This is a genomic window from Nocardioides furvisabuli (assembly GCF_021083185.1).
Taxonomy (GTDB): Bacteria; Actinomycetota; Actinomycetes; order Propionibacteriales; family Nocardioidaceae; genus Nocardioides; species Nocardioides furvisabuli.
The window spans coordinates 166836-193812 of sequence record NZ_JAIGQB010000008.1; the positions used below are offsets into that span (position 1 = coordinate 166836).

Sequence of the window (26977 nt, forward strand, 5' to 3'; positions counted from 1 at the left end):
CCCCCGAGACGGCCTGCGCCCGTCTCACTATTTGGAGCGTCGTCTCAGGGAACGAGATTTCGTCTTGTGGAATGGGTGTCCACTCCCTGAGACTTCTTGACATGGTCTCCGCTTCCACCCACACGCACCTCGTGGTCCGACGTCACGTCGACCTCATGCGCGTGGGCAGCGCGACCTGTTGGCATCGCTGACGCCGCCGATCTTCACCCCCTCCGCGCTCACCGTCGCGCGCGGCACCCCCTCAGCGAACAGGACCTTCCTGACCATGCCCGACCTCCGGTTCAAGCCCCAGGCCGCCCAGAGCACCGAGATCCCGCGCCCCAAGCGCGCCGAGGGTCAGTGGGCGCTCGGCTACACCGAGCCGCTCAACACGAACGAGCAGTCCAAGAAGGACGACGACCCGCTCAACGTCCGTGACCGGATCCTCTTCACCTACTCGCGCCGCGGCTTCGACTCCATCGACCCGGCCGACCTGCGCGGTCGCTTCCGCTGGATGGGGCTCTACACCCAGCGCGCGCCCGGCTTCGACGGTGGCAAGACCGCGCAGCTCGAGGAGGAGGAGCTCGACGACCGCTTCTTCATGATGCGCGTGCGCACCGACGGCCAGGTCCTCGACGCCGCCGCCCTGCGGGCGCTCGGCGAGGTGTCGACGGCGTACGGCCGCAACACCGCGGACATCACCGACCGCAACAACATCCAGTACCACTGGATCGAGATCGAGAGCGTCCCCGCGATCTGGGAGCGCCTCGAGTCCGTCGGCCTCACCACTCTCGAGGCGTGCGGCGACAGCCCGCGCCCCTTCCTCGGCTCGCCGGTCGCCGGCATCGCCAAGGACGAGATCATCGACGGCACCGCAGCGCTCGACGAGATCAAGCGCCGGGTGCTGGGCAACCCGGAGTTCTCCAACCTGCCGCGCAAGTTCAAGACCGCGCTGACCGGCCACCCCAGCCACGACGTGGCCCCCGAGGTCAACGACGTGTCCTTCGTCGGCACCGTCCACCCCGAGCACGGCCCCGGCTTCGACCTGTGGGTCGGCGGCGGGCTGTCGACCAACCCGATGCTCGCGCACAAGCTCGGCGTGTGGATCCCCCTCGACGAGGTCGCCGACGCCTGGGAGGGCGTCGCCGGGATCTTCCGCGACTACGGCTACCGCCGCCTGCGCTCCAAGGCGCGCCTGAAGTTCCTGCTCGCCGACTGGGGCAAGGACAAGTTCCGCGAGGTGCTCGAGAACGAGTACCTCCACCGCGCGCTCATCGACAACCCGTCCCCCGAGGCGCCCGTCGCCCAGGGTGACCACATCGGCATCCACGAGCAGAAGGACGGGCGCTTCTACGTCGGCGCCGCACCGGTCGTGGGGCGCATCGACGGCTCCACACTGACCGCGTTGGGCGACCTGGTGGAGCAGTACGGCGCTGCCGGGGCGCGGCTCACGGCCTACCAGAAGCTCGTGGTGATCGGCGTCGCCGCCGAGGACACCGAAGCCTTCGCCGACGACCTCGAGAAGATCGGACTCACCGCGCGGCCGAGCAACTGGCGCCGCTCGACCATGGCCTGCACCGGCATCGAGTTCTGCAAGCTCGCCATCGTCGACACCAAGGAGCGTGCGCGCCGCCTGGTGACCGAGCTGGAGAAGCGCTTCCCCGACCTCGACACCCAGATCTCGGTCAACGTCAACGGCTGCCCTAACGCCTGCGCGCGCACCCAGGTCGCCGACATCGGCCTCAAGGGCCAGCTCGTGATGGACGCCGACGGCCAGCAGGTCGAGGGCTTCCAGGTCCACCTCGGCGGCGCCCTCGGGCTCAACCCGGCGATGGGCCGCAAGCTGCGCGCCCACAAGGTCACCAGCGCCGGCCTCGACGACTACGTCACGGCCGTCGTGTCGGCGTACCTCTCCGACCGCACCGACGGCGAGCGGTTCGCCGCATGGGTCGCGCGTGCCGACGACACCCTGCTGCGCGGGGAGCCGGTGACCGTCTGATGAGCGAGCGCGCGCAGCCCTTCCACTGCCCCTACTGCGGGGACGAGAACCTGTTCCCCCAGGAGGGGGCAGGTGCCTGGGAGTGCCGCTCGTGCCTGCGCGCCTTCACCGTCAAGATGACCGGGATGATCCGGCCGGGTGGAGGTGCGGTGTGAGCCTGTCCACCCGCGCCGCCCGCGACTTCAAGGGCACCCACACCGAGGGGCGTACGCCGGAGGAGCTGCGCGAGCTCGTCTCCCACGTCGGCGCCGAGCTCGAGCTGGCCCCGGCCGAGGTGATCATCGAGTGGGCCGTCGCCACCTTCGGCGACCGGTTCGCGATCACCTCCTCGATGGGCGACGCCGTGCTGGCCCACCTGGCCTCCAAGGTCGCGCCCGGCATCGACGTCGTCTTCCTCGACACCGGCTACCACTTCGTCGAGACCATCGGCACCCGCGACGCCGTCGAGGCGACCCTGCCGGTGAACCTGCGCACCGTCAGCACGTCGCTGAGCGTCGCCGAGCAGGACGCGCAGTACGGCAAGGACCTCTACAAGACCGACCCCGACCTGTGCTGCGCGCTGCGCAAGGTGAAGCCGCTCGCCGACACGCTCGCCGAGTACGACGCCTGGGCCACCGGCCTGCGACGCGCCGAGACCCACAACCGCGTCATCGCCCCGGTCGTGGGCTGGGACGCGCGCAAGGGCAAGGTCAAGGTGTCGCCCCTGGCGCGCTGGAGCGACGAGCAGGTCGAGACCTACATCGCCGCCAACGGCGTGCTGGTCAACCCGCTCGTGCACGACGGCTACCCCAGCATCGGCTGCTGGCCCTGCACCCGCCGGGTCGCGCCGGGCGACGACCCGCGCAGCGGGCGATGGGCCGGCACCACGAAGACCGAGTGCGGGATCCACGCATGAGACCACCCCACGACGCTCTCCCCCACCGGTGCGACAACGCCGTCGCACCGCTGCACCACACCCTGTTGCTCCACCGCACCACCACACACGATCGGAGGCACCCCTGATGGCTGCTCCTGCTCTGGTTGCCCTGGCCCACGGAAGCCGGGACCCGCGCTCCGCCGCGACGATCAAGGCGCTCGTCGCCGAGGTCAAGGCACTGCGTCCCGACCTCCGCGTCGAGACGGCCTTCCTCGACCTCGCCAAGCCGTCGTTCGACACGGTCGTCGACCGGCTGGTCAAGGCCGGCTTCGACGAGATCGTCGTCGTCCCCCTCCTGCTCACCGAGGCCTACCACGCCAAGGTCGACGTCCCCGAGGTCATCGCCGCCGCGATGGCGCGCCACGAGGGCCTCAAGATCCAGGCCAGCCGGATCCTTGGCATGGAGTCGGCCTTCCTCGAGGTGCTCGACGTCCGCCTGCGTGACGCACTGAAGGCCGCCCGGGTGCGCGAGCTCGACGCGCTCGTCCTCGCGGCCGCCGGCTCCTCGGACCCGCTCGCCAACCAGTCGGTGGCCCGCATCGCCCGCACCTGGGGTGCGCGTCACAAGCTGCCGGTCACGGCTGCCTTCGCCTCGGCCGCCCCGCCGGCGACCGGTGAGGCCGTCCGGGCCTTCCGTGCAGAGGGCAAGCGACACATCGCGGTCGCGTCCTTCTTCCTCGCCCCGGGCCGACTGCCCGACCGGGCCACCGAGCTCGCGTTCGAGGCCGGGGCCGTCGTGGTCTCCGACCCGCTCGGTGCGCACCCGGCGGTGGCGCGGGCGATCCTGGCCCGCTACGCCGTGGGTGCCGTCGAGCTCGTCCCCGTCTGATCCCCCGCTGACGTCATGGCGGGTGGTCGCTCCGCCGACCACCCGCCATGACGTCAGGCGAGGTGCTTGAGCGCCTCGCGGCGCGACAGGCCGCTGAGCCGGTCGGCGTACGTGTCGACGAAGGCCCGCACCCACGCGGGGTCGGTCCGTGCGTGCTGGCGCAGCGCCCATCCGAGCGCCTTGCGCACGAAGAACTCCCGGCCGTAGGCCGTGTCGTCGAGGTTGGCGACCAGCACCCGCTCGAGCAGGTCGGTGTCGGTGTCCTCGCCGTGCCGCAGCTGCGCGAGCATCGCCGTACGCCGGACCCACATGCTGTCCGTGTCGACGGACCACGCATCCATCACCGGGGTCACAGCAGCACGGTGGTCGAGCAGCACCTGCCCGATGACGTGGGAGGCGATCTCGTCGACGACGTCCCACCAGGCGCCGATGCGGACGAGGTGCTCGAGCAGCGGCAGCAGGTCGGGGTCCAGCCAGACGCGGTAGGTGCGGTGGCGCAGGAGGGCGACGGCGGAGTACCACTCCTCGCGGTGCGTGACGTCGTCCCAGAGCTCCAGGACCGCGGCCTCCCACGACCCTCGGTCGACGAAGCGGTGCTCGACCAGGCTCGGCCTGAGCAGCGCCCGGAGCTCGGGGGCGCTGAGGCCGACGTAGGGCAGGTCCGACTTCATGTAGGCCTGCTGCTGTGCCGCCCGCCGGGGGTCGCCGTTCGCGGCGAGGGCGGCGCGCACCGCTCCGACGTAGGTCATGGGCGTCCGCTCACCCGACGAGGCGCTCGCGCAGGTGCTCGAGCTGGCGCGCGGGATCGGCGGTCATGCCGCCGTGCACCGGACCCGGCTGGAGGACGGTGCTGCGGGGGGCCTTCAGGAAGCCGAACCGCTGGCCCAGCGACTGGCGCGCCGCCTCCCCCGCCCGCTCGTCCCCGCGACACACCGCGTCGACGAAGGCGAGCGCCTCGCAGACCTGGTCGGTGTCGAGGTCGGGTTGCACCACGCGCAGCCGGCCGGGGTCCACGCTCCACGACGCGTCGAGGAAGTCGGCGCCCTGGCAGTGCAGCACCACGCCGACGTTGAGGAACTCCTCGCGGTCCGGGCGCGGGACGCAGCGCAGCACGACGTACTGGTAGGCAAGCCTCATCGGGCACCCCCCGGCAGCCACTGGCGCGTGCCGAGGCGGGCGAGGAGGAACTCGACGTACGCCGCCCGCAGCGCGTCGGGCGTCTCCGCGCCCGGGACCGGCTCGAGCCAGAGGTCGGGGACCTCGGCCAGCACGTCGGCGAAGACGTCGGGCCCGAGGGCTGCGGCGATCTCGCTGTCGAGCTCCCGCGCGCGGTCGGTGCACGTCTCGAAGACGTGACCGCTCTCGTCCCACGGCTGGGCGGCGAACTTCGCGGGGTCGCCGACGCCGGAGCGCCACCCGTGGTGGAAGTAGAGCGAGGCGCCGTGGTCGATGACCCACAGGTCACCGTGCCAGAGCAGGAGGTTGGGGTTGCGCCAGGACCGGTCGACGTTGGCGGTGAACGCGTCCAGCCACAGCACGCGCGCGCCCTCGTCGTCGGCGGCGCTGACCTGGCCGTCGACGCCGAAGGAACCGGGGAGGAAGTCGATCCCGAGGTTGGTGCCGACGCTCGCGACCAGCAGGTCCTGCACCTCCTCGTCGGCCTCGTAGCGCGCCAGCTCGGCGTCGAGCTCGAGGACGACGAGTCGCGGGGTGCGCAGGCCCAGCCGCGTGGCCAGCCCGCTGGCGATGACCTCGGCCACGAGCACCTTCGCGCCCTGCCCGGCGCCACGGAACTTGCAGACATAGGTGCCGAGGTCGTCACCCTCCACCACCCCGGGCAGGCTGCCGCCCTCGCGCAGCGGCGTGACGTAGCGGGTGACCGCAACGGTGGGCATCACTGGACCGGGGACTCCTCGTGGAGCCGCTTCGTCTCGGCCTCGACGTCGAAGTCGGCGGCCGGCCACTGAGGATCGAGCCCGCGCAGCGTGTCGAGCAGGAGCTGGCCGACCGCGAGGTTGCGGAACCACTTCTTGTCGGCGGGCACGACGTGCCACGGCGCGACGTCGGTGTGGGTGCGCTCCAGCGCGATCTCGTACGCCTCGCGGTAGGCCGGCCACAGCGCGCGCTCGTCGAGGTCGCCGGGGTTGTACTTCCAGTGCTTCTCCGGGTTGGCCAGGCGCTCGGCGAGCCGGTCCTTCTGCTCGTCGAGGCCCACGTGCAGCATGCACTTGATGATCGAGAAGCCCTCGTCGGCCAGCCGGGCCTCGAAGTCGTTGATCGCGCCGTAGCGGCGCTCGATCTCGTCCGGATCGGCGAAGCCGCGCACCCGGGCGATCAGCACGTCCTCGTAGTGCGAGCGGTCGAAGACCCCGATGAAGCCGGCCGCCGGCAGCCCCTTCTCGATCCGCCAGAGGAAGTCGTGTGCACGCTCCTCCTCGGTCGGGGCCTTGAAGCTGGTGATCCGCACGCCCTGGGGGTCGACCAGCCCGATGGTGTGCCGCAGCACGCCGCCCTTGCCGCTGGTGTCCATGCCCTGGAGCACGAGCAGCACGCGGCGCTCCGACCCAGCCGTCCGCTCGGCCCACAGACGCTCCTGCAGGTCGGCGAGCTCAGGCCCCATGGCGGCGAGTGCCGCCCTGCCGTCGGCCTTCGAGCCCTCGAACCCGGGGGCCGCGTCGGTCCCGATCGCGGACAGGTCGACCGGCCCCTGCGTCAGGCGCAGGTGCGCGGAGATGTCGTCGCTCATGGGCACATCATGGCCCACAGGCGGGTGCCCCGTGCGCCGCTCAGTGGGCGAGTGCGCCCGGCACGACCGGCGGCAGGACCGACCACGGGAAGTCGATCCACTGCTCGGTGACCCGCCAGCTGTAGTCCGGCTTGATGACCGACTGCGGCTTCTCGTAGATCACCACCGTGCGAGCCTCGGCCACGTTGCCCTCGCAGAACTGGTGCACCAGCTCGAGCGTGCGACCCGTGTCGGCGACGTCGTCGGCGATGAGGACCTTCAGGCCCGACAGGTCGATCGCCGCCGGCGTCGGGGGCAGCATGATCGGCACGTCGAGGCGCTGGTCGACGCCGGTGTAGAACTCGACGTTGATCACCGACAGGTTCTTCACCCCGAGCGCATAGCCCAGGCCCATGCCGAGCGCGAGACCACCGCGTGCGATCGACAGGATCATGTCGGGGGCGAACCCGGAGTCGGCCACCTCCTGCGCCAGCTCGCGGGTGGCCGTGCCGAACAGGTCGTAGGTGAGGACCTCGCGCTCGTTGCTCACGGGTCCATCCCACCAGAGGGCTGCCTCGCCGGGGAAGGGGGCGCTCAGTCCTCGGGCTGGTCGACGAGGTCGGACACGTCCACCTCGTCGTCCTCGGCCAGCGCCTCCCGGACCACCGAGAACGCGAGGCCGGCGCCGTAGCCCTTGCGGGCGAGCATCCCGGCCAACCGACGGGTGGCGACCTGCGGCTCGAGGCCGCGCACGGACCGCATCTTCCGGTCGACCAGAGCGCGGGCCGCGGCCCGCTGGTCGTCCTCGTCGATCTGCTCGAGGGCGGCCTTGGCCTCCTCGTCGTCCACGCCCTTGCGGCGCAGCTCCTGCGCCAGGGCGCGGGGGGCCAGCCCGCGGCTGCGGTGCCGGCTCTCCACCCACGCCGAGGCGAAGGCGGCGTCGTCGATCAGGCCGACGTCGGTGAAGCGGTCGAGCAGCTCGGTGGCCACGTCGTCGGGCACCTCGCGCTTGGCCAGCTTGTCGGCGAGCTCACGGCGGGTGCGGGCCTGACCGGTCAGCGCGTCGAGCAGCACGGCGCGGGCCACTCCCTCGGGATCGGCCTCCACCTCCGCAGCGCGCGCGGCGGCCGTGGCGGCGCGAGCCTCCTCGGCCTCGGCGCGAGTCCGGGTGCGGCGCCGGCCGCGACCCTTCGTGCGCGAGCGCCCACCAGGCGACGCGGACCGCTCGGCCGGCTCAGTCGCCGGTGACGGCGTGGGTGGGGTCTCCCCCACCCACGCGCGCACACCGAGTCCGACGTCACCCGCCCACGACGGCGGCGGCCTGTCCTCAGAAGTCATCGACCCCGATGGGCTCGTCACTCAGCTCGTCGGCAGGCTTGTCGACGGCCGGGATGACGCCCAGCTTCTCCAGGATCAGCTTCTCGATCTCGTTGGCGAGGTCGGGGTTGTCCTTGAGGAAGTTGCGCGAGTTCTCCTTGCCCTGGCCGAGCTGGTCGCCCTCGTAGGTGTACCAGGCGCCGGCCTTGCGGATGATGCCCGCCTCCACGCCGACGTCGATCAGGCCGCCCTCGCGGCTGATGCCCTTGCCGTACATGATGTCGAACTCCGCCTGCTTGAACGGCGGGGCCACCTTGTTCTTCACGACCTTGACGCGGGTGCGGTTGCCGACCATGTCGGTGCCGTCCTTCAGCGTCTCGATGCGGCGCACGTCGAGGCGCACCGAGGAGTAGAACTTCAGCGCGCGACCACCGGTCGTGGTCTCGGGCGAGCCGAACATGACGCCGATCTTCTCGCGCAGCTGGTTGATGAAGATCGCGGTCGTGCCGGAGTTGTTGAGCGCACCGGTCATCTTGCGCAGCGCCTGGCTCATCAGTCGGGCCTGGAGGCCGACGTGGCTGTCGCCCATCTCGCCCTCGATCTCGGCGCGGGGCACCAGGGCCGCCACGGAGTCGATGACGATCAGCGAGAGCGCGCCGGAGCGGATCAGCATGTCGGCGATCTCGAGGGCCTGCTCGCCCGAGTCGGGCTGGGAGACCAGGAGGGCGTCGGTGTCGACGCCGAGGGCCTTGGCGTAGTCGGGGTCGAGCGCGTGCTCGGCGTCGATGAAGGCGACGATGCCGCCGGCCGCCTGGGCGCTGGCCACCGCGTGGAGGGCGACCGTCGTCTTTCCGGAGGACTCCGGACCGTAGATCTCGACCACGCGTCCGCGCGGCAGACCGCCGAGGCCGAGGGCCACGTCGAGGGCGATCGACCCGGTGGGGATCACCTCAAGCGGGGCACGTGTCTCGTCGCCCAGTCGCATGACCGAGCCCTTGCCGAACTGCTTCTCCACCTGTGCGAGCGCGGCGTCGAGGGCCTTCTCGCGGTCTGCACCAGCCATTGCTGTGTCCCGTTCTCTCGTCGTGTGTGTCGGTACTTCTCCGACGTTAGGGCGAGCCACCGACAGTCCCTGATCAGGACGGTCGAACGCTGTGGACAACCTCGCCGCACGTCGTACCTGTGGACGAACAGTAGCCCGAACACGTGTTCGATGGCAGCCGCCGCGCGGCGTGTCGCGCAGATGCTCTCGCCGGTCGGACGGGTCGGGCTCAGGACGTACGGGTGAGCCGGCCGGCCGCCACGACGGCGAGGGCGAGCAGGGCCGCGAAGAGGGCGAGCGCCGGGTAGCCCAGTGCCCCCACGATGACCCCGGCGAACGCGCCGCCGCCGGCCGCGGTGAGCGCCATGGCCATGTCGGAGGTGCCCTGCACGTCCGTGCGCGCCGCGACCGGGGTGCGGTCGGCGATCACGGTGGAGGCGGCGACGGTCGCGCACGACCAGCCGAGACCGAGCAGGAACAGGCCGGCGAAGATCTGCCACGAGGAGCCCTCCGGCGACAGCCCGCAGAGCGCGAGCGACACCAGCAGGACCACTCCCCCGGCGACCAGCACCGGCGAGCGCCCGAAGCGGTCCGCCGCCCACCCGACGACGGGCGAGAAGGCGAACATGCCGAGCACGTGGACCGAGATGACGAATCCGATGACCTCGAGGTGAGCGCCACCGTGCTCCATGTGGAGCGGCGTCATGATCATCACCGTCACCATCGCCGCATGGGCGCACGCCATCGCGACCACAGCTGCCCCGACCGCAGGCACGTCCCGCACGACCGTGGTGAAGGCCGCCCACGACCTGCCCCGCACGTGCGGCGCGTCGTGCGGCACGACCCCGGCCGCCTCCTGGGCGAGCAGGAGCGGGTCGGGCCGCAGCCGCACCCAGACCCACAGGGCCGCCAGCACGAGCACGACCGAGCCGATCGCGAAACCGCCGGTGAGCTCCGGGATGCCGAGCGGACGGGCGACGTTTCCGCCGACGCCCACCAGGTTGGGCCCCGCGACGGCGCCGATCGTCGTGGCCCACACGACCACCGACAGCGCGCGGGCGCGGTGCGCCTCGGGCGCGAGGTCGGTCGCGGCGTAGCGCGAGCTGCTGTTCACCGCCGTCGTCGCCCCGAGCAGCACGGCACCGACGAGCAGGACCGCCATCGAGTCGACGACGCCCGCCAGGACGGCGAGCAGCGCCCCGGTGGCTCCGGCGAGATAGCCGAGCACGATCCCGATGCGGCGTCCGCGTCGGCGCATCACCCGCGCGAGGACGTACGCCGCTGCGGCCGTGCCGAGGACCTGGAAGGTCTGGGCGAGCCCAGCGAGCGTCTCGCTGCCGGAGATGTCGCGCGCCAGCAGGGATGCGGTGGCCACGCCGATGGTGACACCGACGGCTCCGACGGCCTGGGAGACGACGAGCGTGCGGACGGTGTGACGCTGGACCTGCGCGACGTCGAGGACCGCGCCGACCTCGCTGGTCACCGCTCGCTGTCCGGGAGCTCGAGCTGGCGCCAGACGGCGGCCCAGACCTGCTTGGGCGGCACTCCGGCGTCGAGCGCCTCCTGGGTCGTGCGCCCGTCGAGGTCGCGGACGACGGTGAGCTCGGCCCAGGTGCGGGAGTAGCTGCGTCCCAGCGCCTGGTCGAGCCGCGCCCAGAACTCGGTGTGCCTCATGGGGACACCGAATCACGGACCGCCGACACCTCGACCCACGACTCCCCCCGATGGCCCGCGATGCCCGATCGGAGCGAGACGACGGTCTTGTCCAGGCTCATCCGACGCGGACGTCGTGGAGGTGGTGGACGACGTCGTGCAGGTGGTAGCTGCCAAGAGACGCCACGGTGAAGACGGAGCCGTCTGACCGCAGCCCCCGCCGGTCCCTCGAGGCGTCCGTGACCGTGGCGTAGAGCCCGGCGACGGTTCCGGCGGCCTCGATCAGCCCGACCGCCACCTCCGCGGGGTCCTGGCTGCCGTAGGCGCTCTCGATCGCGGTCGCGTCCTGGTCCCAGTTGGCGAAGGCGGGCTCGTCGACCTCCAGCATCAGCCGCACCCGCTCCGCGAAGACGACGTGGACGTCGCGCACGTGGCAGGCGTACTCCAGCGGCGACCACACCGACGGCGTGGGGCGTGTGCCGACGTCCGCGCGCGCGAGCACGTCCGACCACGCCATCGCGGTGTCGTGGATCCGCGTCGGCAGGGCGTCCAGCGACTGCGCGGCCGCGTCGAAGCCGCACTCCGGGCACGGCCGCTCCAGGACCCACGTCCAGTCCTTGGTGTCCGGGACGATCGCGTCGGGCGCAGCGCTCATGCCCGCCATCCAACCAGCCGCGCGGGCCGGGGAGCACCACTCCCGGTCAGGCCAGGCCGAGCTCCCGGGTCGAGACCTCGCGCATCTCGACCTTGCGGACCTTGCCGGTCACTGTCATCGGGAACTCCTCGACGACCATGACGTAGCGCGGGACCTTGTAGTGCGCCAGCCGACCGCTGGCGTAGGCGCGGACCCCGACGGCGTCCAGCGGCTCGGTGCCCGGACGCATCCGGAGCCAGGCGCACAGCTCCTCGCCGTACTTCGCGTCCGGGACGCCCACGACCTGGACGTCCTCGATGTCGGGATGGGTGTAGAGGAACTCCTCGATCTCGCGGGGGTAGATGTTCTCCCCACCCCGGATCACCATGTCCTTGATGCGACCCGTGATCCGGACGTAGCCCTCCTCGTCCATCACGCCGAGGTCCCCGGTGTGCATCCACCCGTCGGCGTCGACGGCCTCGCGCGTCTTCTCCTCGTCCTGCCAGTAGCCGAGCATCACCGAGTAGCCGCGGGTGCAGAACTCCCCCGCCTCGCCGCGCGGCACGGTGTCGCCGCTGACCGGGTCGACGATCTTGACCTCGAGGTGCGGGCACACCCGGCCGACGGTGCCGACCTTGCGCTCGAGGGAGTCGTCGCGCCGGGTCTGCGTGGAGACCGGCGACGTCTCGGTCATGCCGTAGGCGATGGTCATCTCGTCGATCCCGGCGGTGATGAGCTTCTTCATCATCTCCTCGGGACATGGCGAGCCGGCCATGATCCCGGTGCGGACGCTGGAGAGGTCGTAGGAAGCCAGGTCCGGCAGCGCCCACTCGGCGATGAACATCGTCGGCACGCCGTAGAGCGACGTGCAGCGCTCCTGCGAGACCGCCTGCAGGGTCAACGCGGGGTCGAAGCCCGGTGCCGGGATGACCATGGTCGCGCCGTGCGTGACGCAGGCCAGGTTGCCCATCACCATCCCGAAGCAGTGGTAGAAGGGCACCGGGATGCAGACCCGGTCGGCCTCGGTGTAGCCGCAGACCTCACCGACGAGGTAGCCGTTGTTGAGAATGTTGCGGTGGCTGAGAGTGGCGCCCTTGGGGTAGCCGGTCGTGCCGGAGGTGTACTGGATGTTGATCGCGTCGTCGGGTCTCAGCGCGGCCTCGCGCGCGGCCAGGTCGTCGTCGCCGACGCCCTCGCCCTCGGCGACCAGGCCTGCCCAGCTGTCGGGGTCGTCGAGGAGGACGACCCGCTCGAGGGTCGGGTTGTGCTCGGCCGTCTCCTCGACCATCGCGCGGTAGTCGCTGGTGCGGAACGACGTCGCGCTCACCAGCATCCGCATCCCGCTCTGGTTGACGGCGTAGGACAACTCGTGGGTGCGGTAGGACGGGTTCACGTTGACCAGGATCGCGCCGACCCGCGCCGTGGCGAGCTGTACCAACGTCCACTCGGCGCTGTTCGGCCCCCAGATGCCGACCCGGTCCCCGGCCTCGATCCCGGCGCCGATCAGGCCGCGCGCGAGGGCGGCGACGTCCCGGTCGAGCTCGACCCACGTCCAGCGCCGCCCGGTCGCGCACTCGACGAGCGCCTCGCGGTCGGCGTACGTCGAGACGGTGCGCGCGAGGGTGGCGCCGATCGTCTCCTCCAGCAGCGCCGGCGTGGTCTCTCCCTGGGCGTAGGAATCCATGCCCGGCAACCTACGACGCGCATCCGGTGCGTCGCCAGAGCCCTCAGGTCAGCAGCAGCGTGTCGAGGCGACGGCGTACGACGAGCAGCCCGACGATGCCCATCACGACGAGGTAGACGACCGAGACCGCCGACTCCCAGGTCACGACGCCCGTGGTGAGCTCGCGGCACAGCACGACGCCGCGGAAGAGCGGCGTGGCCTCCACGATCCAGCGCAGCACGCCGTTGCCGAACGCCTCGACGGGGAAGAAGGTCGCAGAGAAGAGGAACAGCGGCATCTGCGCGAGGGTGATCTTGTCGAAGTCCTGCCAGCTCTTCATCCAGGTCGTCAGCGCCATGCACACGGCTGAGAAGGCGAAGGCGATCAGCACGGTGGCCGGCAGCGCCAGCAGTGCCCACCACGACTCGACCAGTCCCATCGCGACCATGACCAGCAGGAAGGCCGCGGAGTAGACCGAGCCGCGCATCAGGCCCCAGGTGATCTCCCCGCGCGCGATGTCGCCGGTGGAGAGCGGGGTGGCGAGCATCTGGTCGTAGAGCTTCTCGTACTTGAGCTTGAAGAAGACGTTGAACGTCGAGTCGAGGAGCGCGCCGTTGAACGCCGAGGTGGCGAGCATCGCGGGCGCGACGAAGGTGGCGTAGGGCACCTGCTCGCCGTGGAACTCGAAGCCGTCGATGAGCTGGCCGACGCCGATGCCGATCGAGAAGAGGTAGAGGAGGGGCTCGAGGAAGCCGGTGAGGAAGAGCTTCCACGCCGACCTGTAGACGATGAAGTTGCGCAGCACGAGCAGACGAGCAGCACTGACCGGCGTCAGGGGCGCGGGGATCCCGGTCACGAGCGCCACCTCAGACCTCCAGCCGCTTGTCGAGGCCGGTGACGGCCCAGCGCCAGCCGACGAGGCACAGCACCACGAGGATGCCGGCGTTGAGGGCGGCGAGGGACCAGTCGACGGTGTCGAGGCACAGCATCCGCGACAGCGAGACGCCGTGCCACAGCGGCGTCAGCCGAGCGACCCACTCGAGCACGGGGCCGAGGTTGGCGATGGGGAAGAACGCACCGGAGAACAGCGTCAGGGGCAGCACGCCGAGGCGGAAGAGCAGGCCGAAGCCTTCCTCGGACCTGAGCCGCGCGGAGTAGCCGAAGGCGAGGGTGGCGAAGGCGCTGCCCACCAGCACCTGCGAGACCCACGCGAGGATCGGGCCCCACCACGTCTCGAAGACGCCGAAGGGCGCCAGGACGAGCATGAAGACCGCGCACGCCGAGGCGATCCGGAAGACCACGAAGCACAGGAAGGCGTTGACCAGGTCACGCACTGCGAGGGGGGTCGCCAGCTGGGCGAAGAACGTCTTGTGCCACTTGATGGCCCCCATCACGGGGTACGTCGTCTCACTGACCGCGATCGTCATCGCGTGCGCGGCGACCAGCCCGGGCACGATGAACGCGAGGTAGGAGGTGGCGCCTTCGAGGCGATCGGGGTCGACGTCGATGAAGCCGCCGAGCAGGACGCCCATCGCGAGGACGTAGAAGAGCGGGGTCACGAAGGAGTTGGCCACTCCCCCGCGCCAGGTGCGCTTGTAGACGGTGAGCCAGTAGTCGTACTGCCGGGTGATGCCCTCACGCACCGACAGCGAGCCGGTCGGACGGGTGGCGGGACGCGCAGCTGTGATGGCCATCAGTCCGCCAGGCTCCGACCGGTGAGGCGGAGGAAGACGTCCTCGAGCGTGGAGCGGCGCACGAGCGTGGCGATCGGCTGCAGACCTCGTTCGAGGACGGCGGTGACGACCTCCTCGCCCTTGTCGCTGTAGACGAGGAGGCGGTCGGGCAGCACCTCGACGCGCTCGCCGAGGTCCTCGACCTTCTCCGCGAGCGCCTCGTGCTCGCCGACGCCGAAGCGCAGCTCGGCGACCTCACGGGTGGAGTGGGCGTCGATGAGCTCGCGGGGGGAACCCTCGGCGGCGATCAGTCCCTTGTCCATCACCACGAGCCGGTCGCAGAGCTGCTCGGCCTCGTCCATGTAGTGGGTGGTGATCACGAGGGTCACCCCGGCCTGCTTGAGCCGGAAGAGCTGGTCCCAGAGCACGTGGCGGGCCTGCGGGTCGAGGCCGGTCGTCGGCTCGTCGAGGAGCAGCAGGTCAGGACTGTTGATCAGGCTCCGCGCGATGGTCAGGCGCCTCTTCATGCCGCCCGACAGGTTCTCGACCTTGGCCTTGGCCTTGTCGGTGATCTGCGCGAACTCCAGCAGCTCGTGGGCGCGGTCGCGGCAGGTGGCGCGGTCGATGCCGAAGTAGCGACCGTAGATGTAGAGGTTGTCGAAGACGCTGAGCTCGTTGTCGAGCGTGTCCTCCTGCGGGCACACGCCGAGGCGCCCACGGATGGCCGGGCCGTCGGTGGCGGGGTCCATGCCGAGGATGCGCAGCTCCCCGGACGAGACCGGGCTGACGGAGGCGATCATGCGCATCGTGCTCGACTTGCCGGCGCCGTTGGGGCCGAGGAAGCCGAAGGCCTCGCCGCGTCGCACCTCGACGTCGATGCCCTTCACTGCCTCGAAGTCGCCGAACGACTTGCGCAGTCCCCGTGCCGAGATCATGGAGTCCGTCACACCCGCCGACACTAGAGCAGAGTGCCGACAATGCGGTATCCACCTCCCTACCCGCTCATCGCGTGACGACGTAGGTCCGGACCGGTCCGGACGGCCCGCTCCCGAGGTAGCCGTCGTCGTGCATCCGCGCGACCTGGTCCCGCACCGAGCCGTGACCTGACGCCTCGGCCGCAGCGGCACCTGCGGCGTAGCGGTCGAGGTCGTGGTTGTCCGCGATCCGGTGGGTGCCGCCGTCGAAGAGCACGGTCGTCCGGTGGGGCTGGTCGGGATTGTCCTCCCCGTCGAGGAGCGGCACCGCGTCGCCGCGGTTCTCGAGGTGGAGGGCGTGGGTGCCGTCGGGGAGCTGCGCCACCTGCGCGGTCGGCGACCCCGCGGTCACCACGTGCTCGACGTCGAAGTGGCGCGTGAAGTCGGGGTCGGCCGCCAGCGACGTCGCCACCATTCCGCCCTGGGAGTGGCCCACCAGCGTCACGGCCTTGCCGTCGAGGCCGGCGTCGAGCATCGCCGACCGGATGCCACGGCCGTAGGCGCTGTCCGTGCCGCCGATCAGCTGGTAGTTGGTCTCCATGTCGCGGACCAGGCCGCCGTTGGGCAGGGGCCGCATGTCGTCGGTGCCGGGCAGGTAGACGACGTAGCGCTCCTCCCCCACCTGCTGGACCTGGATCGCCCCATGCATGGCCTCGGCGTGCGGTCCGGCGTCGAGATCGTTGACGGCGGCGAGCTGCTCGACCAACGCCCGGAGGCTGTCCGGAAGCACCTCCTCGGCACCGCCCTCGACGACGTCGACGCGGGCGACCGAGTAGTCGGTGTCGTCGCCGAGCAGCAGCGCCATCAGGCGTGCCGCGTCGTTGGTGGTGGGCTGACCGACCGGCCCGTCGCCGGGATCGAGCAGACCCAGCCCGGGCACGAGCGACCCGACCAGCCCGCCCCCGCTGTTGACCAGGTGCTGCACCAGTCCGGGGTGCTCGTGGAGCAGTGACCCGAGCTCGTCGGTGAGGCGCTCCTCGAGCGCCTGCTGCTCCTCCCGCGTGAGCGAGGACCAGCACGCGTGACCGACTCCCCCCGCCGCCAGCAGCGCGGGCAGGGCCGTCACGGTCCCCGTCAGCACGACCCGCCCGAGCGTGTGGTCGATCGTCTCCGTGGCGTGCCGCGACAGGGCGTCGCACGCCCGGAACGCCGCCACCACGGCGCGTACGCCGAGCGCGTCGGCCTCGATGCCCACGGCGCGGACCGCGAGGCCGTCCGTGCCGGCGGTGGCGCCGAGCACCTGGACCTCGGCGTCGGCGAAGGACTGCGGCGAGAGCACCGCCGACTCGAGCAGGTCGCCGTCGGCCACGACCCGCACCCCGAGGCCCGCCATCTCGACGAGGTCCCCGGCGTGCTGCTCGTAGCGCGCCGCGAGGCCGAGCATCTGCTCGTAGCCCGCCTCCACGCCGTGGGAGCCTCCGGTCACGGACTCGATCGGGGGCAGGCTCCCGCGGCTCACGAGGTGACCCCGGCGGCGCGCACCGCCAGCTCGCGCGGGAGGTCGACGACGCTGCGGCGCTCGATGCGGACCATCGTCCAGCCGTCGCGGGTGAGGGGCGTGAGCGAGCGCCAGCCGTCGCTGAGGAGCACCCACTCGAGGATGCCGGCGGCGGGACGCCCGCGCCGACCGCGACCCATCACGGCGGCGTGCAGCCGCCCGCGTGAGTCGGCCTCGAGCTGCTCGTGCCACAGGCGTACGTCGGCGTTGGCGGCGCTCTCCAGGGCGTCGGTCGAGTCCCCCGCGAGCGTCGTCCCTGCATGGTCGGCGACCATCGCGTCGAGGAGCTCGGTGCGGTGTCGTCGGACCGCCTCGCCGGTGGCGAGCAGGAGCTCCCACGGGGTCTCGAGGACGGCGGGAAGCGGGGCGGCGTACTGGCTCTCGCACAGCGTCGCGGTGTCGACGTGGGCGGTCCGACCGAGCTCGAGCCACCAGTCCTCGGCGGCGAGCCAGGCCAGCTCGAAGGCGACGCCGTCGCCGGTCGAGAGGCACACCACCCAGTCGTCGAGGTTGCGGTGCCAGCTGCGGACTCGGACCGTCCCGCGACGCAGGCGCACCAGCACCTCGAGCTCGACGGCGAGTGCCGGGGCGTGCCACACGGTGAGGACCGCCCGGCCCTCCTCGGTGGGTACGCCGTCCGCGAGGAGGGTGGCGGCCACGAGCGCCTCGTCGAGGTCGTCCACCGTTGCGCCGGGCGCGGTCCCCTCGTCGCCGAGCCGACCGCCGAGGCCGGCCGACGCACCGCCCGCCGGCACAGGCATCGGCGCGACCGGCGACGGCACCCCGGTGAGCTCAGCCAGGCGGTCGACGGCTGCACGGGTGAGGCGTACGCGTCGCGGGGTGACGGTCGGCTTGTCGACCTCGTCGCCGCGGGCGTCGAGCAGGATGGCGTTCATCGCGCACCCCCGGTCAACCGGCCGGGCACGTCGAGCCAGTCGCGGTGGCCCTCGGGTGGCGGCCGGAAGCTCGCCAGCAGCTCGTCGACCGGGTCGGGGGCGAGGTCCCGGACCCGGTCGAGTGCCGTGTCGGCCAGGCTCGCGAGTCGGGCGCGGGCGCCCTCGACCAGGCCCTGCACCCGCTGGGCGATGTCGCGGATGAGGTCCTTGAGCCGGTCGACCTCGTCGGCGTGGCGGCGCAGCGCGCGGGCGGCGTCGTCGTGCTCGTCGGCCGTGCGTCGCAGCGCGACCGCCCGCTCCGTCATCCGCTCGCGCATCGCCTGCGCGGCCCGGCCCTCCCACACGACCAGCTCGGACGCACCGACGAGCCGGTCCGCGCCCCGTCGGATCTCGGCCCCCTGGTCGCCCACCTGCTGGGCCAGCCGCCGGATCACCCGCGTGTCTCCGTACATCTGCCTCTCCTCGCGCCCGCGGCGCCGTGGTGCGCCCACGGGTCCGATGCCCGGGCGGGAAGGGCGCCAAACGGGGGTGGCGCGGCCTGGGGACAAGGCCCGCGGACGCCTTCGTACGCCTGCCTAGGGTGGGGGTGTGAACGACCCCGTCGTCGAACCCGTCTCGCCGCACCCGCCGGCGCTGCGCGGCACGGTGATGATGACCCAGCACTGGCGTGACCTGACCTTCCTGCACTGGGCCGTCGACCCGGCGCTGGTCGCCGATCGCATGCCCCCGGGCGTACGTCCCGACACCCTCGACGGCGTCACCTACGTCGGGCTGATCCCCTTCCGGATGGTGGGGGCGGGCGTCGCGCGCGGTCCGGGCGTGCCGTGGCTGGGCACCTTCCTCGAGACCAACGTGCGCCTCTACTCCGTCGACGAGACCGGTCGCCGCGGGATCGTCTTCCTCAGCCTCGACACCGATCGCGCGGGCGTCGTGCTCGGCGCCCGGGCGGCCTTCGGGCTGCCCTACCGCTGGGCCCGGATGCGTCACCACCGCGCCGGCGACGTGCACACCTACGACGCCCGCCTGCGCCACCCGGGTGCGCGTGGGTCGAGCCACCTGGTGGTCCGTGCCGGGGCACGGCGCGAGAGCACGCCGCTCGACGACTTCCTCAGTGCCCGATGGGGCCTGCACCAGCGCTGGTGGGGTCGGACGCTCTACGTCCCGAACCAGCACGAGCCCTGGCCGGTGCACGACGCCGAGGTGCTCGCGCTCGACGACGGCCTGATGGCGTCGGTGGGACTGCCCGGTCTGGCGTCGCGCCCGCCCGACCACGTCGGCTTCAGCCCGGGGGTGTTCACGGAGTTCGGCCTGCCCGGCGACGCTCGCCGCCCGCGCGCCTGACCCGGGTCCGCCTCAGGGTCGGACCGGGGGTGATCCCGATGGCGGAACGGCACGCGTCGCAGCAGGCTGGAGGCACCAGCCGACCTCCCGGAGGACCACCATGGACGACATCCGATCCGCCTTCGCCCGACAGGGCCTCGTGCGGTCCAGCGACGCCGGGATCCTGGGCGGCGTCTGCGCCGGCGTGGGACGCCGGATCGGCCTGACGCCGTGGATCGCACGGCTGCTCTTCGTGGTGCTGCTCATGGTGCTGCCCGGGAGCCAGCTCCTGGTCTACCCCGTCCTGTGGTTCCTGATGCCCGCCGACGACAGCGTCGCCGCGGCCGTTGACAACACGAGAGATCGGTAGTCCTGCCGATGCCGGCGCCACGTCCGGGCCGACAGACTCGACGCCATCACCCTGGGGAGGGACCGATGATGCACACCATCTGGCGTCGCAGTGCGTACGCCGACCAGCTCGAGGCCGAGGTGCGCGACGCGCACTGCTGCCGCGACCGCGACCGCTGCGCGTCTTGCCGGGCCAGGCTCGACGAGGTGCGCGCGATCCGCCGCGACGCGGTCCTGCACTCCATCGCGACGACGAGGCCGCGCCGCTCGCTGCACTGAGCGACCAAAGCCTCTGGCCGCTCCCGCGCGATCGGCGTACCGTGCTGGATGTGTCGTCGTCACCTGTGGCACAGCGGGTGTTCCGGACCGTGGGCGAGAGCCCGGCCGCGGAGCGGATCGCGGGTGCGCAGGAAGCGCTCTACCGCCCGCTCCTCGACTGGGCCGTACGTAGCCCGCTGCACACCGACCGGCTCGGCCACTCGGTGCACCCACCGCTGACCGACGTCACCCTCGGCTGCTGGCTCGGCGCGTCGGTGCTCGACGCGCTGGGCGGACCCGGTGGGCAGCGCAGCGCCGCCCTCCTGGTGGCGAGCGGCCTCGCGGCGTCCGGCCCGACCGCGCTCGCGGGCGCCGGCGACTGGGCCACCATGTCCGGCAGCGACCGTCGGATCGGCGCGGTCCACGCCCTCGGCACCGACGTGGCCACCTTCTTCTTCGTCGGATCGCTGGTCGCTCGGCTGCGCGGACGACACGCGACCGGCGCGCGCCTGGCCGTCGCGGGGCACGTGGCCATGGCGGGGGCCGGGCTGCTCGGCGGGCACCTCGCCCTCGTCCGCGGCACGGCGAACCGCTCCGCACCGGACAGACGCGAGTCCGGGTCCGCGCCTGCCTGAGACCTTCCGCCCTGTCGCACGCCGTCCGCGGGTGCCACGATGCAGGAGAACCCGAGGAGGCGATGCCCGTGCGGCACCTGACGATCGCAGTTCTGGCCCTGTCCCTGTCCCTGTCCCTCGCCGCGGCACCCGCGGCCGCGGCCGTGATCGACGGCACCGGCGGGAACGACCGGTTGACCGGCACGTCGCGTGCCGACGTCATCCGGGGGCTCGGCGGCCGTGACGTCCTGCAGGGCCGCAGCGGGCCCGACGTGCTGCGCGGCGGGCCGGGCGCGGACATGGTCTTCGGCGACGGCGGCCGGGACCTGCTCGTCGGCGGCACCGGGCGCGACGTCCTCTCCGGTGGACCCGGCGGCGACCGCCTGCGCGGTGGCACCGGTGCCGACTCCCTCACCGACGGCGTGATCACCGAGCTGAGCGCCGAGCCGGGCGACGACCTGCTGCGCGCCGGGCCGGGCGATGACTTCCTCGGCGTGACCGGCGGGCAGGACCGGGTCCTCGCCGGCACCGGCGACGACGAGCTGAAGACGATCGACGACGGGGTGGTCGACACCATCGACTGCGGCGACGGCACCGACTCGGTCACCTACTTCGAGGTCGACGGCGAGGGCGGTATCGACCCGCTCGACGTGCTCGTCGGGTGCGAGCAGGTGGTCGAGGCGCGCTGACTCGCCCCCCCTGGTAGTCCACCGGGATGTGGTCGGCGAAGGAGTGCCCGGAGAACCATTTCCCGGTGGACTACCGGGGCGGGAGAGCCATTTCCCGGTGGACTACCGCCGCGGGACCCGGGCCGCCGACAACTTGTCGGGCACGTACGGCGTCACACCGCCGTACGACACCCACTCGCTCGCGGCACGTCATGACGGCCCGACCCGACCTCAAGGCCACCCATGTCTGCCCGACGCCTCCTCGCGCGTGGCGCCCTCGCGCTGCTCCTGCCCGCCTCCCTGCTCGCCGGATCGGCGACCGGCTCGGCCTCCGAGCCGACGCCCCCGGCCGAGCCCCCGGCCCACGTGTCGGTGAAGAAGGCCAAGCGCCAGTGGGTCAAGCTCGAGGCGCTCCCCCCGATCGTGCAGCACGGCCGCGGGGTCGCGAGTCCCGACGCAGCTCGCGCCGCGCTCGCCGCGACGCTGCGCCCCGTGCGGGTGGGCCGCCGGTTCGAGCTCCAGGTCCAGCAGGACGACAGGTGGGCCGTGGTGGCCACGGCCCGGCAGGACGCCCGCGGCCGGGCGCAGTTCGCGGCCGCGTCGACCGACGGCAAGGGGGCGCTGACCTACCGGGTCAAGGCGCTCCCGCACGCCGGTCTCCGCAAGGTCACGAGCGCCCCGGTGAGCACCGCCCGCTGGCAGCGCGCGTCGTGGACCGACGAGTTCTCCGGCGACCGGCTCGACCCGGTGTGGAACCACCGCGGCCGGGAGTACGTGAAGACCGCCCGCCGCTCGTGCTCCAAGGGCGACCCGCGGGCCGTCACCGTCGGCGGCGGTGCCGCGCGCCTCAGCGTCATCAAGGACCCCGACACGACGAGGACGTGCCGCATCCGCGGTCGCGACGCGGTGCCCGGCACGTACGCCTACCGCCTCAACGGCCACATCGGCACCCAGGGCGCCTACTCGTTCCGCTACGGCCATGCCGCCGCCCGCCTGAAGTTCCACCGCCTGCGTGGGCAGCACGGCGCCTTCTGGCTCCAGCCGGCCGACGGCATGCACCCCGCGTCCACGGGCGCGGAGATCGATGTCGTGGAGTACTTCGGCGACCGCCACCCACAGGGCGGGCTGGCCACCTTCATGCACCGCTACGACGCCCGCGGACGCGTCTCCACGGGCGGCTGGATCCCGAACTCGCGCTCCTACCTCCACGGCAAGCGCGACGGCTGGTCGAAGAACTACCACGTCTTCTCGGTCGAGTGGACGCCACGCACGGTCGTCTTCCGCATCGACGGCAAGGAGACCCGCCGGATGCGCGTGGGCATCTCCGACGTGCGCCAGTTCCCCATCCTCAGCCTGATCGCCGCGGACTACGAGATCCCCAAGATCCAGGGCCGGCAGCTGCCGCAGCACATGTACGTCGACTGGGTGCGGGTGTGGGAGACACCCGAGCCGTGACGCCTCAGCCGGCCGGCGTCAGCCGCAGCAGCCTCCCGGCGCCCTCGTCCTCGAGCAGCCAGATCGCTCCGTCCGGCCCCTGCTCGACCGCCCGGACCCGCTCCCCGAGGTCGTAGACCTCGGTGTCGGCTGCGCGCTGCTCCTCGAGGTCGACGCGCACGAGCGCCTCGCCCGAGAGGGCACCGAGGAAGGCGTCGCCCTCCCAGTCGGGGAACATCTCGCCGGAGTAGATCAGCAGGCTGCCCGGGGAGATGCTCGGCGTCCACGACCGCACCGGGGCGGCGTAGCCGTCGCCCTCGGCGTGGTCGGGGATCTCGCCGCCGCCGTAGTCGCTACCGTCGGAGGCCTCCGGCCAGCCGTAGTTGGCGCCCGCCTCGACGAGGTTGAGCTCGTCGCCGCCCTCGGGCCCCATCTCCGAGGACCAGAGCGTCCCGTCGGGCGCGAACTCGAGGCCGAGCGGGTTGCGGTGGCCCCAGCTCCAGATCTCCGCGGTGGCGCCACCCGCGTCGGCCATCGGGTTGCCCGGCGCAGGCTCGCCGTCGAGGGTCAGCCGCACGATGGAGCCGAGCGTGTTGGTGGTGTCCTGCGCGGGGTCCTTGAGCTGGCGGTCCCCGGAGGAGACGTAGAGGTGCTCGCCGTCGGGAGAGAACGCGAGCCGGTGGCTGAAGTGGCCCTCGCCGTCGGTCTTCGGGGTCTGGCGCCAGATGACCCGGAGGTCGGAGAGGGCCGGCTCGCTCCCGGTCTCCAGGCGGGCGCGGCCCACGGCAGCGCCGACTCCACCGTCGCCGGCCTCGGCCCAGCTGAGGTAGACGAGCCCGTCCTCGGCGTACGTCGGACCCGGCAGCACGTCGCCGAGCCCGCCCTGGCCGGCGTCGACCACCTCGGGAGTGCCCACGACCTCGACCCGCTCGCCGGTGGCGGCGTCACGCAGGTGCAGCGTCCCGGCGCGCTCGGTGAGCAGCAGGTCGCCGTCGGGCAGGAAGGCCATCGCCCAGGGCTCGTCGAAGCGGTCGACCTCCTCGACCGCGAACGGCCACCCCTCGTCGTCGGCGGCCGTCACCGGGCCGAGCGCGCCCGAGGAGGCGCTGTCGGCGGAGCACCCGGCGGTGAGCGCGACGACGAGTCCGGCGAGGGCGAGGGACGCTGACTTCATGCGTCCATCGTGCGCGCAGCTGCCAACCCCGACGGGCTGGCGTCCGGGCGACGGCGACCACCGCCCCGGTAGGAAAGAGGCATGCGCATCCTCTTCACCGGCGGCAGCGGCAAGGCCGGAAAGCACGTCGCCCCCTACCTCGCCGAGCAGGGCCACCAGGTCACCAACGCCGACCTCGTCCCCCTGGGCCACCCCGACGTCGCGGACCTCCGCGTCGACCTCACCGACACCGGGGAGGTCTACTCCGCGCTCGCCGGGCTCGCCACCTTCGACGAGCTGGACCTGGCCGAGAAGCCGACGTACGACGCCGTCGTGCACTTCGCCGCGGTGCCCGCGATCCTGCTGCGCCCGGACTCGGCGACGTACGCCACCAACGTGCTCAGCACCTACAACGTGCTCGAGGCCGCGACCCGCCTCGGCATTCCCAAGGTCATCTTCGCCTCGTCCGAGACGACGTACGGCGTGTGCTTCGCGCAGGGCGAGCGGCGTCCGCTCTACGTGCCCGTCGACGAGGAGCACCCGACCGTCCCCGAGGACTCCTACGCGATGTCGAAGGTCGCCAACGAGGTGACCGCGAGGTCCTTCCAGGCGCGCACCGGCGCGGACGTCTACGGGCTGCGGATCAACAACGTCATCGAGCCGCACGAGTACGCCGAGATGTTCCCGGCCTTCCTCACCGACCCCGCCCTGCGGCGACGCAACATCTTCGCCTACATCGACGTGCGCGACCTGGGCCACATGGTGCAGCGCTGCCTGGAGACCGACGGCCTGGGCTACGAGGTCTTCAACGTCGCCAACCCCGACATGTCGGTGGCCGCGACCAGCGACGAGGTCATCGAGCGCTTCTACGACGGCGTCGCGGTGCGCCGCGAGATGGGTCGCGACGAGACCTTCTACGCCATCGACAAGGCGCGCGAGCTCGTCGGGTTCGACCCGCAGCACTCGTGGCGCGACGTGCTGGACGACCCGCGAGCCTGAGCCCGGGACGACAGGAGTCCCGGACCCGTCCGGGTCCGGGACTCCTGCTGCGTGCGGTCGCCTCAGGCCTGCTGGCCCAGCGCGAACTGGATGTTGCCCTCCTCGTCCACGCCCCCGTCCAGGATCTTGTCGGCGAGCAGCTCCGACGCCTGTCCGTCGACGTAGACGGTGGCACCGTCCTGCTCGAGCACGACGTCGTCGGGCGCGGCCTGGTCGGCGGGGCTCACGGACATGGACTGCCCGTCGGCCTCGGTGGCGATGCGGAGCGCGGAGATCCCCGGCACCTCGTCGGCGAGCTTCTTCACGATCTCGGTCACGTTCTCGGTGAGAGCAAGCATGGGCTCTCCTTCCGAATAGCGAATGTGTCCCCTCCACCATCACGCGGACGGCGCGAGCAGGCAAACCGAGATCGCTCGTCGGGGTGTGCTCGACGCCGCACCACTGACGCCGGCGAGGTCCATGATGGGGCGATGACCACCTCTTCGCCCAACGACTTCGAGGGCAGGACCTTCGTGAGGACCAGCTTCAAGGGCGCGACCCTGCGCTTCTCCGACGTCAGCGGCGTCACCATGCGCAGCGTCGACGTCGACGGGCTCGACATCGACAGCCACGACCTCTTCATGGGCAGCCTCGTGGTCAACGGTGTCGACGTGGTCCCGCTCGTCGACGCCGAGCTGAACCGGCGCTTCCCGGGTCGCGAGCTGCAGAAGGCGCAGACGCCCGAGGGGCTGCGCGAGGGCTGGGTCGCCGTCCGGTCCGCCTGGGCCACGACCGTGGCCGACACCCCTCGCGACCTGGTGGACGCCCACGTGGAGGACGAGTGGTCGATGGCCCAGACGCTGCGCCACCTCGTCCTGGCGACCGACACGTGGCTGCGCGGCGGGATCCTGCGGATCCAGCAGCCCTTCCACGAGATCGGCCAGATCTTCGACGGCGCCGCCGGCATGGGCTTCGACACCTCGATCTTCCGCACCGACGAGCCGACCTTCGATGAGGTCCTCGCCGTGCGCGCCGAGCGCCAGCAGATGGTCACCGACTTCCTCGCCGACGTGACGCCGGAGCATCTCGCCGAGGAGCGCGACGACCCCTGGGGCTTCGACTGGCACCCCACCGTCGGCGACTGCGTGCGCGTGATCCTCGAGGAGGAGTGGGCGCACCTGCGCTACGTGCGCCGGGACCTGGCGCTGCTGGGGTGAGCCTGGCCCGGGGGGCGGAACGGCGGTGAGCCATAGGGTGGCGGGGCTCGTGGTGGTACCGGGTCGACCCCGGATCGCCACACACCTACCCGTGAAGGAACGCCATGTGCCGAGTGCTCGCCTACATCGGGCCCGAGATCCCTCTCGAGAGCCTGCTGCTCACGCCGTCGAACAGCCTGGTCAACCAGGCCCTCGAGCCCGAGCGCTACCCGGACCTCCACCTCGCCGGCTGGGGCTTCGGCGCCTGGAGCGAGCACCTGCTGAAGCCGGAGGACCCCTTCATCTACCGCCGGCCCATGGCGGCGTTCTACGACGACAACGCCACGCGCATGATCCCCAGCCTCCAGGCGAGCACGATGCTCGGCCACGTGCGGGCAGCGGCGTACGACTCGAAGGTCGTGATGGTCGACGAGAACTGCCACCCGTTCTCCTTCGAGGAGACCCCCTGGATCCTCGCCCAGAACGGCGACCTGCCGCACTGGATGCTCCTGCAGCGGGAGCTGCTGCAGCACTGCGAGGACAGGTACCTCGAGCAGATGCGCGGCACGACCGACACGGAGTTCCTCTACGTGCTCCTGCTCTCCCTCCTCGAGGGCGACAGCGACGAGGACGTGCAGCGTGCGGTCGAGAAGATGGTCCGGCTCATCGCCGCGGCCATGAAGGAGCTCGACCTCCCAGCCCTGGCCAAGCTGAAGATGGCCCTGGTGACGCCGAACCGGATCATCGGGATCAACACCGGCCTCGGTCACCACGGTGAGACCGACCCGGCCGGTGACTGGAGGGAGCTGCGCAAGGCCGACCCCGGCACGGACGACTTCGCCCTCTCCATGCTGCTGGAGCCGATGTACATGACGATGGGCCGCAACTTCGAGCACGACCTGACGACCTTCAGCTTCGAGACGAGCGGCGAGGAGGGCGCGACGGCCGCCATCTTCGCCTCGGAGGAGCTGACGGAGGACACCGACGGCTGGTCCTCCCTCGAGTTCGGCGAGATCGTCTTCCTCGAGAAGCAGGACGGTCGCATCACCCGGACCGTGAACCGCCTGGAGGTCCAGGGCTAGGTGTGATCTCCAGCCAGGTTGTCCAACCGGGTGATGGGTGGTTGGCCACCGAGGGCTGAGTGGGGCCGGTGGTGGTTGTACTGATGAAGCCATCCTGACAGTGCTCCTCGACGGACGTCTTCTGAGGT

The 26977-nt window shown here is 71.8% G+C and carries 34 protein-coding genes; 14 read left to right on the forward strand and 20 right to left on the reverse strand.

Annotated elements, in window-relative coordinates:
* Positions 1-101: 101 nt before the first annotated feature.
* The 5 genes from K4G59_RS20685 (at position 102) to K4G59_RS15775 (ending at position 3723) form a co-directional block, all read left to right on the forward strand.
* Entirely contained in the window at positions 102-191 is a 90-nt protein-coding gene (locus K4G59_RS20685) for a putative leader peptide (RefSeq protein WP_372461825.1), read from the forward strand.
* Positions 192-265: 74 nt separating this feature from the next.
* On the forward strand, positions 266-1978 hold the full coding sequence (locus K4G59_RS15760) for a nitrite/sulfite reductase (RefSeq protein WP_231252011.1): 1713 nt from the start codon (positions 266-268) through the stop codon (positions 1976-1978).
* Entirely contained in the window at positions 1978-2133 is a 156-nt protein-coding gene (locus K4G59_RS15765; RefSeq protein ID WP_231252012.1) for a hypothetical protein, read from the forward strand. Before K4G59_RS15760 ends, K4G59_RS15765 begins: the two co-directional genes overlap by 1 nt.
* Positions 2130-2873 carry a phosphoadenylyl-sulfate reductase gene (locus tag K4G59_RS15770; RefSeq protein ID WP_231252013.1) on the forward strand — a complete coding sequence of 248 codons (744 nt, stop codon included), beginning with the start codon at positions 2130-2132 and terminating at the stop codon, positions 2871-2873. The genes K4G59_RS15765 and K4G59_RS15770 overlap by 4 nt, the downstream gene beginning before the upstream one ends.
* A gap of 106 nt (positions 2874-2979) precedes the next feature.
* Complete coding sequence (locus tag K4G59_RS15775; protein ID WP_207085151.1) at positions 2980-3723, forward strand: sirohydrochlorin chelatase; 744 nt, start codon at positions 2980-2982, stop codon at positions 3721-3723.
* Positions 3724-3776: 53 nt separating this feature from the next.
* On the opposite strand, the gene K4G59_RS15780 is transcribed toward K4G59_RS15775, so the two are convergent.
* From K4G59_RS15780 to K4G59_RS15860, 17 genes are all read right to left on the reverse strand, one after another.
* Complete coding sequence (locus K4G59_RS15780) at positions 3777-4472, reverse strand: DNA alkylation repair protein (RefSeq protein WP_231252014.1); 696 nt, start codon at positions 4470-4472, stop codon at positions 3777-3779.
* 10 nt (positions 4473-4482) lie between these two features.
* The gene (locus K4G59_RS15785; RefSeq protein ID WP_231252015.1) at positions 4483-4860 is read right to left on the reverse strand and encodes a DUF3037 domain-containing protein; all 378 of its coding nucleotides are present in this window, start codon (positions 4858-4860) and stop codon (positions 4483-4485) included.
* Positions 4857-5618, reverse strand: coding sequence for a HipA family kinase (locus K4G59_RS15790; protein WP_231252016.1), 762 nt, complete (start codon positions 5616-5618; stop codon positions 4857-4859). The genes K4G59_RS15785 and K4G59_RS15790 overlap by 4 nt, the downstream gene beginning before the upstream one ends.
* Positions 5618-6469, reverse strand: a complete 852-nt coding sequence (locus K4G59_RS15795; RefSeq protein WP_231252017.1) for a PPK2 family polyphosphate kinase — start codon at positions 6467-6469, stop codon at positions 5618-5620. The genes K4G59_RS15790 and K4G59_RS15795 overlap by 1 nt, the downstream gene beginning before the upstream one ends.
* Positions 6470-6509: 40 nt before the next feature.
* A complete protein-coding gene (locus tag K4G59_RS15800) occupies positions 6510-6998 on the reverse strand; it encodes a phosphoribosyltransferase (protein ID WP_207085146.1) in 489 nt (162 codons plus the stop codon).
* A 44-nt stretch (positions 6999-7042) separates the two neighbouring features.
* Positions 7043-7786, reverse strand: coding sequence for a regulatory protein RecX (locus tag K4G59_RS15805; protein ID WP_231252018.1), 744 nt, complete (start codon positions 7784-7786; stop codon positions 7043-7045).
* Positions 7776-8828, reverse strand: a complete 1053-nt coding sequence (gene recA, locus K4G59_RS15810) for a recombinase RecA (RefSeq protein ID WP_231252019.1) — start codon at positions 8826-8828, stop codon at positions 7776-7778. Before recA ends, K4G59_RS15805 begins: the two co-directional genes overlap by 11 nt.
* Positions 8829-9036: 208 nt before the next feature.
* The gene (locus K4G59_RS15815; protein WP_231252020.1) at positions 9037-10290 is read right to left on the reverse strand and encodes an MFS transporter; all 1254 of its coding nucleotides are present in this window, start codon (positions 10288-10290) and stop codon (positions 9037-9039) included.
* The gene (locus tag K4G59_RS15820; protein ID WP_231252021.1) at positions 10287-10481 is read right to left on the reverse strand and encodes a DUF3046 domain-containing protein; all 195 of its coding nucleotides are present in this window, start codon (positions 10479-10481) and stop codon (positions 10287-10289) included. Before K4G59_RS15820 ends, K4G59_RS15815 begins: the two co-directional genes overlap by 4 nt.
* Before the next feature lie 97 nt (positions 10482-10578).
* Positions 10579-11115, reverse strand: a complete 537-nt coding sequence (locus K4G59_RS15825; protein ID WP_231252022.1) for a DinB family protein — start codon at positions 11113-11115, stop codon at positions 10579-10581.
* A gap of 46 nt (positions 11116-11161) precedes the next feature.
* Positions 11162-12778: an AMP-binding protein gene (locus K4G59_RS15830; protein WP_231252023.1), complete on the reverse strand. Its 1617-nt coding sequence runs from the start codon at positions 12776-12778 to the stop codon at positions 11162-11164.
* A gap of 43 nt (positions 12779-12821) precedes the next feature.
* Entirely contained in the window at positions 12822-13613 is a 792-nt protein-coding gene (locus tag K4G59_RS15835) for an ABC transporter permease (protein ID WP_231252024.1), read from the reverse strand.
* Positions 13614-13623: 10 nt separating this feature from the next.
* On the reverse strand, positions 13624-14451 hold the full coding sequence (locus tag K4G59_RS15840) for an ABC transporter permease (RefSeq protein WP_231252025.1): 828 nt from the start codon (positions 14449-14451) through the stop codon (positions 13624-13626).
* Positions 14451-15377, reverse strand: a complete 927-nt coding sequence (locus K4G59_RS15845) for an ABC transporter ATP-binding protein (RefSeq protein ID WP_231252026.1) — start codon at positions 15375-15377, stop codon at positions 14451-14453. Before K4G59_RS15845 ends, K4G59_RS15840 begins: the two co-directional genes overlap by 1 nt.
* A 55-nt stretch (positions 15378-15432) precedes the next feature.
* Complete coding sequence (locus K4G59_RS20570) at positions 15433-16863, reverse strand: PGAP1-like alpha/beta domain-containing protein (RefSeq protein WP_231252027.1); 1431 nt, start codon at positions 16861-16863, stop codon at positions 15433-15435.
* The gene (locus tag K4G59_RS15855) at positions 16860-17798 is read right to left on the reverse strand and encodes a hypothetical protein (protein ID WP_231252028.1); all 939 of its coding nucleotides are present in this window, start codon (positions 17796-17798) and stop codon (positions 16860-16862) included. Before K4G59_RS15855 ends, K4G59_RS20570 begins: the two co-directional genes overlap by 4 nt.
* Entirely contained in the window at positions 17795-18250 is a 456-nt protein-coding gene (locus K4G59_RS15860; protein WP_231252029.1) for a hypothetical protein, read from the reverse strand. The genes K4G59_RS15855 and K4G59_RS15860 overlap by 4 nt, the downstream gene beginning before the upstream one ends.
* Positions 18251-18386: 136 nt before the next feature.
* On the opposite strand from K4G59_RS15860, the gene K4G59_RS15865 reads away from it, so the two are divergent.
* From K4G59_RS15865 to K4G59_RS15890, 6 genes are all read left to right on the forward strand, one after another.
* A complete protein-coding gene (locus K4G59_RS15865; protein WP_231252030.1) occupies positions 18387-19139 on the forward strand; it encodes a YqjF family protein in 753 nt (250 codons plus the stop codon).
* Positions 19140-19239: 100 nt separating this feature from the next.
* Positions 19240-19488: a PspC domain-containing protein gene (locus K4G59_RS15870; protein ID WP_231252031.1), complete on the forward strand. Its 249-nt coding sequence runs from the start codon at positions 19240-19242 to the stop codon at positions 19486-19488.
* 65 nt (positions 19489-19553) lie between these two features.
* Positions 19554-19745 carry a hypothetical protein gene (locus K4G59_RS15875; protein ID WP_231252032.1) on the forward strand — a complete coding sequence of 64 codons (192 nt, stop codon included), beginning with the start codon at positions 19554-19556 and terminating at the stop codon, positions 19743-19745.
* 50 nt (positions 19746-19795) lie between these two features.
* Positions 19796-20359: a hypothetical protein gene (locus K4G59_RS15880; protein WP_231252033.1), complete on the forward strand. Its 564-nt coding sequence runs from the start codon at positions 19796-19798 to the stop codon at positions 20357-20359.
* Between the two features lie 68 nt (positions 20360-20427).
* A complete protein-coding gene (locus K4G59_RS15885) occupies positions 20428-21027 on the forward strand; it encodes a calcium-binding protein (protein ID WP_231252034.1) in 600 nt (199 codons plus the stop codon).
* 222 nt (positions 21028-21249) lie between these two features.
* Positions 21250-22461, forward strand: a complete 1212-nt coding sequence (locus tag K4G59_RS15890; RefSeq protein WP_231252035.1) for a glycoside hydrolase family 16 protein — start codon at positions 21250-21252, stop codon at positions 22459-22461.
* Positions 22462-22465: 4 nt separating this feature from the next.
* Here K4G59_RS15890 and K4G59_RS15895 read toward each other — a convergent pair whose 3' ends face one another.
* Positions 22466-23614 carry a PQQ-dependent sugar dehydrogenase gene (locus tag K4G59_RS15895; RefSeq protein WP_231252036.1) on the reverse strand — a complete coding sequence of 383 codons (1149 nt, stop codon included), beginning with the start codon at positions 23612-23614 and terminating at the stop codon, positions 22466-22468.
* Positions 23615-23695: 81 nt separating this feature from the next.
* Here K4G59_RS15895 and K4G59_RS15900 point away from each other — a divergent pair, with 81 nt between their 5' ends.
* Positions 23696-24592 carry an NAD-dependent epimerase/dehydratase family protein gene (locus K4G59_RS15900; RefSeq protein WP_231252037.1) on the forward strand — a complete coding sequence of 299 codons (897 nt, stop codon included), beginning with the start codon at positions 23696-23698 and terminating at the stop codon, positions 24590-24592.
* Positions 24593-24654: 62 nt separating this feature from the next.
* Here the strand turns inward: K4G59_RS15900 and K4G59_RS15905 are convergent, their stop codons facing one another.
* Positions 24655-24930, reverse strand: coding sequence for an iron-sulfur cluster assembly accessory protein (locus K4G59_RS15905; RefSeq protein WP_231252038.1), 276 nt, complete (start codon positions 24928-24930; stop codon positions 24655-24657).
* A 132-nt stretch (positions 24931-25062) separates the two neighbouring features.
* Here K4G59_RS15905 and K4G59_RS15910 point away from each other — a divergent pair, with 132 nt between their 5' ends.
* Together K4G59_RS15910 and K4G59_RS15915 are read left to right on the forward strand one after the other, a co-directional pair.
* On the forward strand, positions 25063-25788 hold the full coding sequence (locus tag K4G59_RS15910) for a DinB family protein (RefSeq protein ID WP_231252039.1): 726 nt from the start codon (positions 25063-25065) through the stop codon (positions 25786-25788).
* Positions 25789-25892: 104 nt separating this feature from the next.
* A complete protein-coding gene (locus tag K4G59_RS15915; protein ID WP_231252040.1) occupies positions 25893-26849 on the forward strand; it encodes a class II glutamine amidotransferase in 957 nt (318 codons plus the stop codon).
* Here K4G59_RS15915 and K4G59_RS15920 read toward each other — a convergent pair.
* On the reverse strand, positions 26846-26977 hold a 132-nt coding region (locus K4G59_RS15920; RefSeq protein ID WP_231252049.1), incomplete at its 5' end, for an integrase core domain-containing protein. The two genes, K4G59_RS15915 and K4G59_RS15920, sit on opposite strands and share 4 nt — an antisense overlap.